This is a genomic window from Niveispirillum sp. KHB5.9 (assembly GCF_048066115.1).
Lineage (GTDB): Bacteria > Pseudomonadota > Alphaproteobacteria > Azospirillales > Azospirillaceae > Niveispirillum.
In genome coordinates, this window is sequence record NZ_JBLTYX010000004.1 from 344419 (window position 1) to 358096 (window position 13678).

Annotated in this window: 11 protein-coding genes; 7 read left to right on the forward strand and 4 right to left on the reverse strand. The window is 66.0% G+C overall.

Annotation, left to right across the window (positions count from 1 at the left end):
* Positions 1-44: 44 nt before the first annotated feature.
* The gene (locus ACM9HJ_RS10505; RefSeq protein WP_416571664.1) at positions 45-485 is read right to left on the reverse strand and encodes an NfeD family protein; all 441 of its coding nucleotides are present in this window, start codon (positions 483-485) and stop codon (positions 45-47) included.
* Between the two features lie 117 nt (positions 486-602).
* Entirely contained in the window at positions 603-1673 is a 1071-nt protein-coding gene (locus tag ACM9HJ_RS10510; protein ID WP_416571665.1) for an SPFH domain-containing protein, read from the reverse strand.
* 186 nt (positions 1674-1859) lie between these two features.
* Between ACM9HJ_RS10510 and ACM9HJ_RS10515 the strand changes: the two genes are divergently transcribed.
* Together ACM9HJ_RS10515 and ACM9HJ_RS10520 are read left to right on the forward strand one after the other, a co-directional pair.
* Positions 1860-2345: a CreA family protein gene (locus ACM9HJ_RS10515; RefSeq protein ID WP_416571666.1), complete on the forward strand. Its 486-nt coding sequence runs from the start codon at positions 1860-1862 to the stop codon at positions 2343-2345.
* 155 nt (positions 2346-2500) lie between these two features.
* Entirely contained in the window at positions 2501-4243 is a 1743-nt protein-coding gene (locus ACM9HJ_RS10520) for a hypothetical protein (RefSeq protein WP_416571667.1), read from the forward strand.
* Between the two features lie 93 nt (positions 4244-4336).
* On the opposite strand, the gene ACM9HJ_RS10525 is transcribed toward ACM9HJ_RS10520, so the two are convergent.
* Positions 4337-5461, reverse strand: a complete 1125-nt coding sequence (locus ACM9HJ_RS10525) for an AbrB family transcriptional regulator (RefSeq protein WP_416571668.1) — start codon at positions 5459-5461, stop codon at positions 4337-4339.
* A complete protein-coding gene (locus tag ACM9HJ_RS10530) occupies positions 5458-6420 on the reverse strand; it encodes a succinylglutamate desuccinylase/aspartoacylase domain-containing protein (RefSeq protein WP_416571669.1) in 963 nt (320 codons plus the stop codon). The genes ACM9HJ_RS10525 and ACM9HJ_RS10530 overlap by 4 nt, the downstream gene beginning before the upstream one ends.
* A gap of 167 nt (positions 6421-6587) precedes the next feature.
* On the opposite strand from ACM9HJ_RS10530, the gene ACM9HJ_RS10535 reads away from it, so the two are divergent.
* The 5 genes from ACM9HJ_RS10535 (at position 6588) to ACM9HJ_RS10555 (ending at position 13672) form a co-directional block, all read left to right on the forward strand.
* Positions 6588-7448, forward strand: coding sequence for an N-formylglutamate amidohydrolase (locus tag ACM9HJ_RS10535; protein WP_416571670.1), 861 nt, complete (start codon positions 6588-6590; stop codon positions 7446-7448).
* Positions 7449-7768: 320 nt separating this feature from the next.
* Positions 7769-9028 carry an EAL domain-containing protein gene (locus tag ACM9HJ_RS10540; RefSeq protein WP_416571671.1) on the forward strand — a complete coding sequence of 420 codons (1260 nt, stop codon included), beginning with the start codon at positions 7769-7771 and terminating at the stop codon, positions 9026-9028.
* A gap of 300 nt (positions 9029-9328) precedes the next feature.
* Positions 9329-11407 (forward strand): serine/threonine protein kinase, encoded by a 2079-nt coding sequence (locus ACM9HJ_RS10545; RefSeq protein WP_416571672.1) that lies wholly within the window; start codon positions 9329-9331, stop codon positions 11405-11407.
* Positions 11404-11919 (forward strand): hypothetical protein, encoded by a 516-nt coding sequence (locus tag ACM9HJ_RS10550; RefSeq protein ID WP_416571673.1) that lies wholly within the window; start codon positions 11404-11406, stop codon positions 11917-11919. Before ACM9HJ_RS10545 ends, ACM9HJ_RS10550 begins: the two co-directional genes overlap by 4 nt.
* Positions 11920-12067: 148 nt before the next feature.
* Positions 12068-13672 (forward strand): diguanylate cyclase, encoded by a 1605-nt coding sequence (locus ACM9HJ_RS10555; protein WP_416571674.1) that lies wholly within the window; start codon positions 12068-12070, stop codon positions 13670-13672.
* The last annotated feature ends 6 nt before the right edge of the window (positions 13673-13678 follow it).

Consider the following 13678-nt stretch of genomic DNA (forward strand, 5'->3'; position numbering starts at 1 on the left):
GCGATGCTGTCAGGGCTCGCCTACGGCTCGACCTGACCTACACCTTACGCCGCCTCCACCCGCAGCACCGTCCCGTCCACGCCGGTGACCCGCACGCGGGCCCCCTCCGGCAGGTCGGCCAGACCGGCCACACGCCAGACCGTGTCGCCCACCTTCGCCCGGCCGAAGCCGTTCAGGATCGGCGCCTCAAGCGTCAGGACCTGACCCAGATACTGTTCCCCGCGCCGGTTCAAGGTGCTGGCATGGCCGTCCGCCGGGTCGCTGCGCGATACCAGCCGCGACAGGAACCAGGCCAGTACCGCCAGCACGCCGAACAGCACCAGCTGCGCCGGCAGACCGATATCGACACTCAGCACCACCAGCCCGACCAGGGCTGCCGCCCCGCCGATCCACAGAAAGGCGGCGCCGGGGATGAACATTTCCAGTGCCGCCAGGACCAGGGCCAGGCACCACCAGTACCAGTAGAGAACGCGGAACCCTTCCATAATTGTCCCCTTTTTTTTTCCCTCAGGCGCCGGGCGGGCGCATCCACGCCCTTGGCTTACGCGCCACGTGGCGCGGGCCGGCGGTCGCCGGTCTCCGGGGGACTGACGTCCCCTGGCTCAGCCGCCCGTCGCATCACCCCAGGGCGACGGCTGCTTCTGGGCCGCCTTGACTGCCGCCGCCTGTTCGGCATTGGTCAAGCCCGCCGACGGCAGCGACGGGGTCGCCGGCTTGCGCGGGCTGGGCTTGGGGGCCGGGGGCGGGTTGGTGGGCCCGCCCCCGCCATTGAAGGCATCCTTGGCCAGTTCCGCCAGACCGCCCAGCGAGCTGATGATGCCCGTCGCCTCCATCGGCATGAAAAACACCTTCTGGTTCGGGCTGTGGGCGAATTCCTTGAAGGTGGTCAGGTACTGCTGGGCCACGAAATAGTTGATGGCCTGGACGTTCCCGCCGGCGATGGCGTCGGACACCATGCGGGTCGCTGCCGCTTCGGCCTCCGCCTCGCGCTCACGTGCCTCGGCGTCGCGGAAAGCGGCCTCGCGACGTCCCTCCGCCTCAAGGATCGCGGCCTGCTTCTGGCCCTCCGCCTTCAGGATCGCCGACTGCCGGGCCCCTTCTGCCTCCAGGATCAGGGCGCGGCGGTCACGCTCGGCCTTCATCTGGCGGGCCATGCTGTCCACCAGATCGCGCGGCGGCTGGATGTCCCGGATTTCGATGCGGGTAACCTTGATGCCCCAGGGCTGCGTCGCCTCATCCACCACATGCAGCAGCTGGGCATTGATGCGGTCGCGCTGGGACAGCAGCTCGTCCAGGTCCATGGAGCCCATGACGGTGCGGATATTGGTCATGGTCAGGTTCAGGATGGCCACCTGCAGCTGGCTCACCTCATAGGCTGCCTTGGCGGCGTCCAGCACCTGGTAGAAGACGACACCGTCGACCTTCACCATGGCATTGTCCTTGGTGATGACCTCCTGGCTGGGCACGTCCAGCACGATCTCCATCATGTTCATCTTGGAGCCGACGCTGTCCACGAACGGAATGATGAAATGCAGGCCCGGGCGCAGCGTGTGGGTATAGCGGCCGAACCGCTCCACGGTGAATTCCATGCCCTGCGGCACCGTCTTGATGCCGGCGAAGGCCAGCAGGATGCCGAACACGGCCACGACGATGGCGAAAATGCCCAGTTCCATCTTTTGGCTCTCCCCCCTTGAACCTGTTGTCCCATCATCGCATGTGGGAAGGGTATAGGGCGAGCACAAGTAAGCCGGCACAACCATTAACCGATTTTCCGGGAGTGCCCATTTCCCCCTTCGCTTGCCCTTGGCGGCCACCCGGCATAGCCTGCCCGATATCTTGCGATTTCAGGAGTTTCCATCATGCGCCGTCCCCTCGCCGCCCTGATCTTTTCCCTGTCGCTGGTCCTGCCGGCCGCGGCACAGGAAGTCGTGGGGGAGTTCAGCAATGACTGGACGGGCAACGAGTTGGACATCACCGCCTTCGCCGATCCCGCAGTCAAGGGGGTCACCTGCCATATCGTGGATTTCGACCGCTCGGTCTGGGACCGGCTGTCCAAGGGCAACTGGTTCGAGGACCCGTCCAACGCATCGATCGCCTGCCGGCAGACCGGCGCCATCTCCATCGGTGATATCGACCTGTCCAAGCGCGGGGAGCAGGTGTTCTCCGAGCGCAAGAGCCTGATTTTCAAGTCGATCGCCGTGCGCCGCATCTATGACAAGGCCAACGACACGCTGATCTATGTCGTCTATAGTCGTCAGGTAAAGGATGCCTCGGCCAAGATGTCCATCACCACCGTGCCGCTTTTCGCGGCAAATCCCGTTTGGGAGAAGGGAAAGCCCCGGTGACAAATCGGCGGTTTCTTGCCCTGCTCCAGCTTTTCTTTGGCAAACCCTTCCTAATGGGTTAATACAAGGTTTATCTTCCAAGCCTTTCGGTGATATGTATCGGTGGTCCCAAAGGGACGGTACATACTCCAAAATGGGGACCATCGGTCATGTGGATGACGAGCCTTGTCGGGGGCGGCAAGGGTTCTGCCATTGGGCGCCGCCTTAATTTCGAAGTCCACACGTTCAAGGTGGACCACTGGGTTATTGAAGACACCCTGGCCACCGAAGACGAGGCGAGGGCGCTGGCCAACAAGCTGCTGCCCAACCGCGACGGTGTGCGCATCGTGCGCGATTTCGCGGGTGTCCCGGGGAAACCCGCGACGGAAACCATCATCTTCTCCGAGATGCGGGAACAGAAGGGCAAGACCATCTCGGTCCAGCCCATCGAGGACAGCCCCGTCTGCGCGGCTCCCACCGACTATCTCCAGGCTGAAAGCCGGCAAACCATCTCCAAGCTGCTGCGGCAGTATCTGGAGGACAAGGCGCTGACCGCGTCGGAGCTGCTGTACAACGCGGCCGAGATGAAGCGCGCCATCAATTTCGAAAATCTGGTGCCCACGGCCGTGGGCCGGGTGGCCAGCATCCAGGGCAAGGCCACCGGCCAGGATGTGCGCGAACGCCGCGACCTGATCTATTCCAGCCTGACCGACCTGCGCACCAAGGCGGAAGACGCGCAGAAGCGCGCCGCCGTCAGCGTGAAGCAGGACGGGTTCCGTGGTGCGCTGGACAAGGTGGAAGCCCTGTGCAAGGGGGATGAGGCGGAGACCGATTACCTGTCCAAGGTGATCCTCTGCCGCGACCTGGTGCAGATCCGCAACCTGCTGGGCAAGGTCGAATGGCTGCTGGAAAGTGCGGGCGACGCCGCCCAGAATAAGACCGCCCATATCAACATCATCGATACGCTGGTGGCCGATGCCAGCAGCTTCCCGTCGGTGATCCAGGATCTGCTTGGCCGCCAGCCGGACCTGGCCACGGCCATGCAGCGCATGCTGGACCTGCTGGAAGGCAAGTTCGAGCCGACGGACCGGGAAATGGCCCCGCCCATTTCCAAAGTGCTGAGCCAGTGGCTGGGCCTGGGCCACGCGCCGCAGACCTGGCAGGTGGTGCTGGAAAGCTTCCAGCGCTCCCTGCGCGGCAATGTCCCGCTGGCCCGCGACCCGGAGCGCAACCGTGCCCATTTCGTCGCGCTGACCGGCCGTCTGATCACCCCGTCGGGCCTGTTCGGCGGGGCCCGCATGGCCGACGCCCTGACCATCGGTCATCTGCGTTTCATCGAACAGGGTGGCGGCGAGGGCCGGCGCCTGTCGATCGAGGGCGTGATGGGCATGCTGCCCAGCCTGCGCGACCGCGCCCTCTACCTGTCGGAGCTGTCGGGCGCCGACACGGGCCAGCGCGAGGCGGAAACCGTGATCGCACGCCTGCGCCCGCTGCTGTCCACCGATCGCGACGTGAACCAGCTGGTCGGGCTGCAGGTGCCTTTGAAGCCGAAGATGCAGGCCATGGCCTCGCTATATGTCTCCCTGGTGAATTCGGGCCTGGACAATGAAATGCGCGCCGCCCTTGCCGACCGGGTGGACGAGATGGTGGCGGGCTATATCGCCAGCGCAAAGGTGATCGAGCGGCTGGACGATCCGTCGGCCGGCCTGCGCATCCGCGCCACCCGCCTGATGCAGTTCGCCGCCAACGACGTGCTGTCCAGCCCCAAGGCCCGCAAGATGGTGCGCGACCAGATCGTCGGCCATCTGCGCCAGCCCAATTTCGACGGCAAGTTCGTGGAGGGGCTGAACACCCCCCAGGAACAGGCCAACGCGCTGCGCCAGTTCTACGGCCTGCTGCGTCAGGCGCAGTTTATGTAATTTGTTCGCTCCGGCGCCGGACGATCGCATCCGCGCCCTTGGCTCACGCGGCACGTGCCGCGCGGCGGCAGTCGCCGCCGTCGATGGGCATGGTCAATGCCCATCATTGGTCTTTCCTCTGCTTCCCCATCGCCGCCACAGGTGATAAGCCGCCGGCGCGAACAGGATGATCAGGACGATGCGCACGATGTGGTGCGTGGCCACGAAGGCCGCGTCCACATGCAGCGACAGGGCCACCAGGCTCATCTCCGCCAGCCCACCCGGCGCGAAGGCCAAGATCAGGCCCGGCAGGCTGAGCCCCGTCATCAGGTGGATCACCAGCGACAGGGCGATCGTCACCACCAGCAGCAGGATTGTCAGCCCCGCCGCCACCCCTGCCGTGCGGGCGATGCGCATCAGCGGCACACGCTGGAACCGCCCGCCGACCGACGCGCCGATCACCACCTGCGCCGCGGCCACCAGCAGACCCGGCGGCTTCACCGCCGTGACCCCCGTCAGATGCAGCACGGCCGACAGCAGCATGGGGCCGACCAGGATGCCGGCCGGGATGCGCAGCCATTGCGCCACCGGCGCGCCCGCGAAGCAGGCGACGATGATGGCATAATCCATCAGGCCCAGTTCCCAGGGATAGGGGCCTAGCCCATGCAGGCTCCAATCCCGCCCCGCCGGGTCGTAGCCGGGCAGCGCCTGGAAAGCGAACGGCACCGTCATCACCACCAGCATGATGCGCAAGCTGTGGCCCAGCGCGATGGACCGGTCGTCCCCGCCCAGTGCACCGCCCATCAGCACCATTTCCGTGAACCCGCCCGGCATGGCGGTGAAATAGGCGGTGGCCGGATCATAGCAGGCGAAGCGGCGCAGGTAGAAGGTGCCCGCGGCGGCACCCAGGGCGATGTATACGGCCATGAAGCCCAGGCTGATCGACCATTCGCCCAGATGGCCCAGCAGGGTGGGGTTGAAGGCGCTGCCCAGCATGATGCCCAGCACGATCACCAGCCCGTCGCGCAAGCCCTTGGGCACCATGGTGCGCACGCCGGCCAGGGCCGCCACCGTGGTGGCCAGCATGGCGCCGATCATGAAGGCAAGCGGCACATGCAGCTTGAAACAGACGACACCACCCACCGTGCCCAGCGCCATTGCCATGGCGAAGGCGGGCCAGTCGAAACGGCGGCGGCGGCCAGGGGTGGAGGCGGGGGCTGGGTCGGGCGGGGCGCTCATGCCCCGAACCGGCCCAGGCGCACGGCCGTCTGGCCCCGTTCCACATGCCGCGACGGCATGATCAGCACGCAATCATCATGGGGTGTGCGCAACGCAACCTCGCCATCCAGGGCGAAGACGGTGCCGGCCATGGGGATGACATCCATACCCTGGTATTCCTTCAGGAACCGGAAACGCTCGTTCCTTACCGTAACGGTTTCCGTCACCTCGACAAGCCGGGTGGGGCCTGGCGGGGCGGATGGCAGCCATGGGCTGAGCGCACCCGCATCCACCACGCCCGCCGTCAGCAGGAATTGCGCCGTTACCGCCAGGGCCACCTGCGCACTGTCCCGGTCCCAATGCTGGCCGCATTCGGCCAGCAGCGCCACGGGCCCCTCCCCATCCCCTTCCGTGAAGCGCGGATGATCGATCAGGCGGCTGCCGCCCTCATGCCCCCGGTCGGCCACGATGATGGCGGGCAGACCCACGCGCCGGGCGAATTCCCGCCCCCGCGCCGATGACCCGCACAGCATCAGGGGGATGCGATCATGCTGCAACGAATGCAGGTCCAGAACCAGATCGGCCGTGGTGAACAGCGGCCACAATTCCCGCGCGCGGCGGCGCTCCGTGGTGGACATGCCATGTTCCAGCGATCCCGGCGCCCAGATGCGGTTCATGTCCTCCTCCACATAGCGGGACATGATAGGAAAGTCGGGATCGAACTGGGTGAAAGCATCCATGTTGGCGAAGGCGAAGGACAGGCTGCCCCGTATCGGCCTTATGCCGGCCTCCAGCAGTGTGGCCGCGGCAATGGCACCGGAATATTCATTGCCATGCATCAGGGCGTTGATGACGACATGCGGGCCGGGCCGTCCCGCCCGGAACCGCCAGACGAAGGGGACGCCATCATTGCCGGACGCCCACCGCGTCAGGTCGGGTGGCCACAGATCGTCGGGCGTCAAGGCTTCAATACGCGCCATGCCCCTCCCCCCCACGGCTGGCCCACACATACAAAGGCAGGCATGTCTTCTGCACTATCGACGCCGGCCCCCTGGAAAGGTATAGGTTCCAAGTCATTTCGATGAAAGCGCGGTTTCAATCCCGCGACGTCTTCATCGGGACTTGTCCGCAACCGGAGACGGGTTGAATGAGCCTGGTGATCGATGATGTGGCTGTCCGGCATGATCCGGTCGGGCCCGCGGTCCCTCTGCTGTTCGACAGTCCGCACAGCGGCACCCGCTATCCGGCGGATTTCAACTTCACCTGCCCCTTCCCCCTGCTGCGTCAGGCGGAGGATACGCATGTCGACGAACTGTTCGCCATGGTGCCCGACATGGGGGCTACATATCTCTGCGCCCTGTTCCCGCGATCCTATATCGACGTGAACCGGGCGCCCGATGATATCGATCCGGCCATGCTGGAAGGTGTCTGGCCCACGCCGGTCAACCCGTCAGCCAAGAGCCTGGCCGGCATGGGGCTGGTCCGCCATCTCTGCCGCCCCGGCGTGCCCATGTATGACGGGCGGCTACCGGTGTCAGTGATCCAGGACCGGCTGGACAATTACTGGCGCCCCTATCACGATCTGCTGGCGGAGACGATGGACGGGCTGCATGCAAGGTTCGGCGCCGTCTACCATGTCAATTGCCATTCCATGCCCTCCTTCGTGATCGGGCCGGAACGGCAGTCGCCGGATTTCGTCATCGGTGACCGCGACGGGTCCACCGCCGAACGCGCCTTCACTCGACTGGTGGTCGATACGCTGCGCGCCATGGGCTATACTGTCCGCCTGAACGACCCGTACAAGGGCGTGGAACTGGTCCGCCGCTATTCCTGCCCGCCGCGTGGCCGCCATTCCCTGCAACTGGAAATCGACCGCCGCCTCTATATGGATGAGGAGACGCTGGAACCCCATGCCGGGTTCCAGGAACTGCGTACCAATCTGGCAACCCTGGTGCGCACCATCCGCGACTATGCGCTGGAGCGTACGGCACGGCTGGCGGCGGAGTAGGGCTCGGTCTTCACCGACAATCGTTTCCAGGCATGGGCGCTTCAGGCGGCTGTATTCGCCATACCCATGGAATCATGGGAGAATCTCCTATTCCCCCATTGCCTTCAATGGATAGACTTCAAAAACAAGCCTGCAGTAATCATCAAATCATCGTTAAGAGATTATTGATGAAGTGAATGAATTCATATCCGTCTGGTCATCTGGCGAAACCCGCGACCTTGCCCAAAAATGGCGCTGGAAATTACAGGTGACGGATGCGGGCGCTCTCACATCATCTTGGCAGGGGCACGCCTGCCCCGGCGGCAGGCAATGCATCGGCCTTGCACGACCCGCTGACGGGGCTGCTGAACAAGCGTGGCTTCACCCTTGCCGGTGACCGGGCGCTGCCGGTGATGGCGGCGGCTGGCGGGCACCCCCAGGTCATCTTCATTGAAATCAACAATTACGAAGGCATCGTTTCCCGCATGGAGTACGAGGGCGCGCAGGAACTGCTGCGTGCCATGCGGCGGCGGCTTGAACTGGCCTTCGGCAGCGATGTGCTGATGGCGCGTTTCGACAGCGAGCGGTTCGCCGTGCTGCTGCCCGAGGCGGTGGAGGGGCTGGGCGCCCTGCAGCGGGCCCTGGAGGCACCGGTGGTGATCGGCGACGCCGCCTATCGCCTGTCCATCACCTGCGGCATGGCCTGTTATCCGGACGCGGCGGACAGCATGCATATGCTGATCATCGCGGCGCGCATCGCCCGGCGTGACGCCGCCAATGCCGGCCGGCCCGTGGGCACCTTCACCAGCGATCTCTGCCACCGCCTGGCCCGCAGCCGGTCCATCGAGGATGGGTTGTGGGAAAGCCGGGCGGGGGCCGGCATCTCCCTGGTCTATCAGCCCAAGATCGAAATTCTGTCCGGCCGCGTGACGGGGGTGGAGGCACTGATGCGCTGGCGCCATACGGCGCTGGGCTGCATTTCGCCGTCCGAATTCGTGCCCGTCGCGGAACGTACCGGCGCCATCATCCCGCTGGGCGAATGGCTGATCCGGGAATCCCTGCACCAGCAGGCCGAATGGCGCCGGCAGGGGCTGGACCTGGGCATGTCGGTGAATATCTCGCCCGTGCAGCTGGCGCCGCAGGCCAGCGGCACGCCGGTGCTGGACATCCTGATCGATGAATGCAACCGGCTTGGCCTGGACCGCGCCCATGTGGAGCTGGAGATCACCGAGGGACTGCTGACCGATGCCGAAACCATGGCCGAGGTGCGCCGTCTGGCCGATGCGGGATTCGGCATCGCCATCGACGATTTCGGCCGCGACCATTCGGCCCTGTCGCTGCTGGTCGACAGCCCTGCCACCACGTTGAAGATCGACAAGGGATTCGTCGACAACATTCTGCGCAACGAACGTCAGGCCGCCATCATCCGTTTCATCGCCGAACTGGCGCGCGAACTGGGCATGCGCACGGTGGTGGAGGGGATCGAGCATATCCGCCAGCTGGTCGCCGTGGCCGGTGCCGGCTGCGACTATGGCCAGGGCTATTTCTATTACCGGCCGATGGCCCCGGCCCAGATCATGGACCTGCGTCACCGCCACTGATACCGTTCCGGTGATCGCAACCGATCACCAGCCTCAGTTGCCGGCGCTCACATCCAGCGGCTTGGCTACGCGGCACGTGCCGCGCGGCGGCAGTCGCCACCATACCAACGGTCATGACGACCGCTGGTATCAGGTGATGGAAACCCGGCAACTCCTGCCTCTCCATAAAGGCTGGGCGTGACAGCCCTTTCGGCTGGGTAACGCAGGCGGCATTGTGCAATCGCACATGGTTTGCGATGATCGCGCGCGGAAACCTTTCCCCGCCATCACGCCCCGCCAGAGCGAGCCTGTCACCCCATCATGGCCAACAGCGCCGCCCCCGATGAGAAGCCAGCCCCGGCCCCGCCGCCGCCCCGCCGGGGCGCGGAATCGCTGGCACCCGCCATGCCCGTCGACCTGGGCGGACGGTGCGAGATCATGCCGGGCACGCCGATGCCGGCACTGGATTCGGCCGGCGGCCCCGCCTTCGCCGCGCGGATGAGCCGGGATCGCAAGACCGAAGCCTTCGCCATCGTCACCGACCGGCCCGTACCGGCACGGGTGGACATGATGGCCAATTACCGGTCCATCGAGAATCCGGCCGTGCTGCGCCTGCTGGACTGGGGCACGGTGGACTGGTCGCCCGATGGCAAGAAGCGCTTCGTCCTGATCTATGAACGGCCGGGCGGTCGCCGGGTCATGCAGGATATGGCGGAAACGCGCGAACCCCTGCCCGACGACCAGATCACCCGCAACGTCATCCCCACGCTGCTGTTCGCCCTGCGGGAGATGAATGCCCGCGGCATGACCTGCGGCGCGGTGCGCCCCACCAACCTGTTCCACAAGGACCCGGCCTCGCCCGTGGTCTGCATCGGCGACTGCCTGTCGGTGCCTGTCGGCTATGGCCAGCCGGTATTGGTGGAGACGATCGAGCGCGGCATGGCCCAGCCGGCGGGACGCGGGCCGGGCACCATCGCCGACGACCTGTACGCCCTGGGCGTGACGCTGCTGATGCTGCATCTGGGCCGCAGCCCGCTGGCCGACCTGGATGATGAGAGCATCCTGAAGCTGAAGATGGACAAGGGTACCTACCCGGCGCTGACCAGCCAGATCCGGTTGCCGCAGAGCCTGGTGGAACCGCTGCGCGGCCTGATGATCGACGATCCCAAGCAGCGCTGGTCCGTCTCAGACCTGGATCTGTGGCTGCAAGGCCGCCGCATGTCGCCCAAACAGCCGCAGATCCCGCGCCGCGGCGCCCGCCCGTTCGAGTTCCAGGGTGAGGAGTTGATGCATTGCCGGGCGCTGTCCCGCTCCCTGACGAGGCACAGTGCCGCCGCCGCCGCCCTGATCGAACGCGGCGATGTGGAGAAATGGGTCCGCCGTTCCGTGGGCGATGAAGGCCGGGCGGAAGCCATGCAGACCGCCATCGCGTCGGCCAGCGCCGGCGGGCGCGGCGCCAGCCAGGAGGACAAGCTGGTCACCCGCGTGTCCATCGCCCTGGACCCGCCGGCTCCCATCCGCTATCGCGGCCTGTCGCTGCTGCCCGATGGGCTGGGCCCGGCCCTGGCGGAGGCGATGTGGCAGAATACCGGCATCCAGCCCTTCGCCGAATTCGTCCTGGCCCAGTTCCCGCATTTCTGGGTGAACTGCCAGACCGATTTCCGGCCCGAATATGTGCCCATGGTCCAGGCCTATGACGGCTACCGGGCGCTGCTGGAACATGTCGGCATGGGCTTCGGGATCGAACGCATCGTTTATGAGCTGTGCCCGTCCTGTCCCTGCCTGTCGCCGCAGCTGCGCGACCATTATGTGCTGTCGCCGGCCGAACTGCTGGCGGCGCTGGACCAGATCGCCACGCGGCCCAACCGTGGTCGCGACCCGATCGACCGGCATGTGATGGGCTATATCACCACCCACCATAAGAAGCTGAACGACCGGCTGCTGGTGCCGCTGTCCAACCCGCACGACCCGGCGCGGCGGATGATCGCCATGATCACCGTGCTGGCCGATGTGCAGAACCGGTTCGGCCCGGCGCGGTTGCCCAACCTGTGCAACTGGCTGGTGTCGTTGATGGACCCGGTCTTCAAGCGCTTCAAGAACCGGGAGACGCGCGACCGCATGAAGGCGGAAGTATCGCAGGTGGCCCGCGACGGCGTGCTGGACGCCATCGTGCGCGTCGTCGACAATGTCGATGCCATCCGCGCCGACGACAAGGGCTTCCTGACCGCCATGCGCCAGTATGAAAGCCTGACCCGCCAGATCGAGAAGCTGCGCTCTTCGGCCGACGACAGGAATGGCATGGCCGAAGGTACGGGCCGGCAGGTGGCCGCCGTCGTCACCTCCATCGTCGCCGGGCTGACCATGATCGGCACCGTCGTCTATATGCTGAGGCTGGCATGAGCCGGTCCCTGGGCAAAAGGCCGCCCCGGCGGCGCAGCGGTGGTGGCGGTGCCCTGCTGCTGTTGCTGCTGCTGGCCCCGGCCGGACTGATGATGATGCCGACCAGCGTGCTGGTTCTGGCGGGCCTGGCCCCGACCTTCGTGGCCTATCTGATCGACCGCGACCCGGAAAAGTCGGCGGCCCTGACCGTGGGTGCCATGAATCTGTGCGGCGTGGCGCCCTTCGTGGTCCGCCTGTGGCAGCGCGGGCATGAAATGTCGATGACCCTGCGCATGCTGGCCGATCCCGGTACCTGGCTGGTGATGTTCGGGGCGGCGGCCATCGGCTGGCTGATGTATTTCTTCATCCCGCAGATCGTGGCCGCGGTGATGAGCCTGCGCAACCAGTCCAAGATCAAGGAACTGGAAGAACGGCGCAGCCTGCTGGTCGCCGACTGGGGCGCCGACGTCATGGGCCGCCCGGATGGGGACAAGGCGGAGCCGGTGGGGCTGCTGGACGAGCAGCCGGAGTAATACCAGGGGCATGGGTTTTGGCTCATGCCGCCGGAGGCCGGCGCCCGGCGCCTGAGGGAATTGTATAATCTTCTGCGCCAATATTGGGATACGCCGCCTGCAGCTTCCTGCTGTAGGCTGAGACCGAACATATCCGTCACGGTCGGCAATGCCCATACGCCCGCATGCCTTTCTCCTGCTGTTCTGCGCGCTGATCGCCTGGCCCCTGCCCGCCCTGTCCCAGGCGGCGGGCGATGGCATGCTCACACCCGTGCGCCTGCAATTGAAATGGACGCACCAGTTCCAGGGCGCCGGCTTCTATGTGGCCTTGGCGAAGGGCTATTACCGCGAGGCCGGGCTGGATGTGCGCATCATCGAGGGCGGGCCGACCGTGGATGCCGCCGCCCAGGTGTCCGATGGCGCGGCGGAGTTCGGGGTGGGCAGCGCCGGCCTGCTGGTGGAACGGGTGAAGGGAAGGCCGGTGGTGGCCATGGCCGTGCTGATGCAGCATTCGCCCTTCGTCCTGTTGACCCGCATCGATACCGGTCCGCCGCATGTCCATGCCCTGCCCGGCCACCGGCTGATGCTGGAAACCCATGCGGAGGAGCTGCTGGCCTATCTGGCGGTGGAACGGGTGCCGGTGGAAATGCTGACCGTGGTGCCGCACAGCGGTTCGGTCGAGGCGCTGATCAAGGGTGATGTCGATGCCATCACCGCCTATACGACCAGCGAGCCCTATGATCTGCGGGCCGCTGGCATCCCCTATCAGGTCTTTTCCCCCCGTGCCGCCGGCATCGATTTCTACGGCGACACCATCTTCACGTCGGAACGCATGGTGAGCGAGGCGCCGTCGGTTGTGGAGGCGTTCCGCAAGGCCAGCCTGCGCGGCTGGCGCGATGCACTGACCGATCCCGCCGGCGCCATCGACCTGATCCGCCGTGATTACGCCCCGCACCTGGAACGCGCCCGCCTGGCGTTCGAGGCGGAGGAGATGGCGCGGCTGATGATGGCCGACATGGTGGAGGTCGGTTACATGCACGCGGGCCGCTGGCGCCACATCGCCGAGGGCTTTGCCGCTGCCGGCCTGATGCCGCGCGATACCGACCTGGATGGTTTCCTCTACGCGCCGGACCAGAAGCCGGACCTGACCTGGTTCTATGTGGCGCTGGCCGTGCTGGCCGGATTGACCCTGGCCATCGGACTGGTCACCGCCCGCTTCCGCACCCTGAACGGCCTTCTACGGGCGGAGGTCGCGGAAAGGGCGCGGCTGGAGGCGCACTTCCGTACCCTGGCCAGCCAGGATGGGCTGACCGGCCTGCCCAACCGCCGCGCCTTCCTGGACCAGGCCCAGGCGGAACTGGCCCGCGCCCGGGTGACGGGCCTGCCCTTGTCGCTGCTGATGCTGGATATCGACCATTTCAAGGCGATCAACGACCGGTTCGGCCATGCCGCCGGTGACGCCAGCCTGATCGCCTTCTGCAATGCCTGCCGTGCGACCTTGCGCGAACAGGACGTCATGGGACGGCTGGGTGGCGAGGAATTCGCCGTGCTGCTGGGCGATACGGAGATCGGCGGGGCGCTTGCCACCGCCGAACGGCTGCGCGCCGCCGTGGAGGAACGGGGCGCCGACACGGTGGAACGCCACTTCCTGACCGTCAGCGTCGGCGTCGCCACCCTGTCGGGTGACGAAAATCTGGACCAGCTGCTGATCCGCGCCGACCGGGCGCTCTATACGGCGAAGATGGAAGGACGCAATCGGGTGGTGATGGCATAAGCGTCT

What these genes read in the sequence shown, in the direction of transcription:
- ACM9HJ_RS10505 (WP_416571664.1), bottom strand. Translation starts at nt 485, where the DNA reads ATGGAAGGGTTCCGCGTTCTCTACTGGTACTGGTGGTGCCTGGCCCTG.
- ACM9HJ_RS10510 (WP_416571665.1), bottom strand. Translation starts at nt 1,673, where the DNA reads ATGGAACTGGGCATTTTCGCCATCGTCGTGGCCGTGTTCGGCATCCTG.
- ACM9HJ_RS10515 (WP_416571666.1), top strand. Translation starts at nt 1,860, where the DNA reads ATGCGCCGTCCCCTCGCCGCCCTGATCTTTTCCCTGTCGCTGGTCCTG.
- ACM9HJ_RS10530 (WP_416571669.1), bottom strand. Translation starts at nt 6,420, where the DNA reads ATGGCGCGTATTGAAGCCTTGACGCCCGACGATCTGTGGCCACCCGAC.
- ACM9HJ_RS10525 (WP_416571668.1), bottom strand. Translation starts at nt 5,461, where the DNA reads ATGAGCGCCCCGCCCGACCCAGCCCCCGCCTCCACCCCTGGCCGCCGC.
- ACM9HJ_RS10535 (WP_416571670.1), top strand. Translation starts at nt 6,588, where the DNA reads ATGAGCCTGGTGATCGATGATGTGGCTGTCCGGCATGATCCGGTCGGG.
- ACM9HJ_RS10550 (WP_416571673.1), top strand. Translation starts at nt 11,404, where the DNA reads ATGAGCCGGTCCCTGGGCAAAAGGCCGCCCCGGCGGCGCAGCGGTGGT.
- ACM9HJ_RS10555 (WP_416571674.1), top strand. Translation starts at nt 12,068, where the DNA reads ATGCCCATACGCCCGCATGCCTTTCTCCTGCTGTTCTGCGCGCTGATC.
- ACM9HJ_RS10545 (WP_416571672.1), top strand. Translation starts at nt 9,329, where the DNA reads ATGGCCAACAGCGCCGCCCCCGATGAGAAGCCAGCCCCGGCCCCGCCG.
- ACM9HJ_RS10520 (WP_416571667.1), top strand. Translation starts at nt 2,501, where the DNA reads ATGACGAGCCTTGTCGGGGGCGGCAAGGGTTCTGCCATTGGGCGCCGC.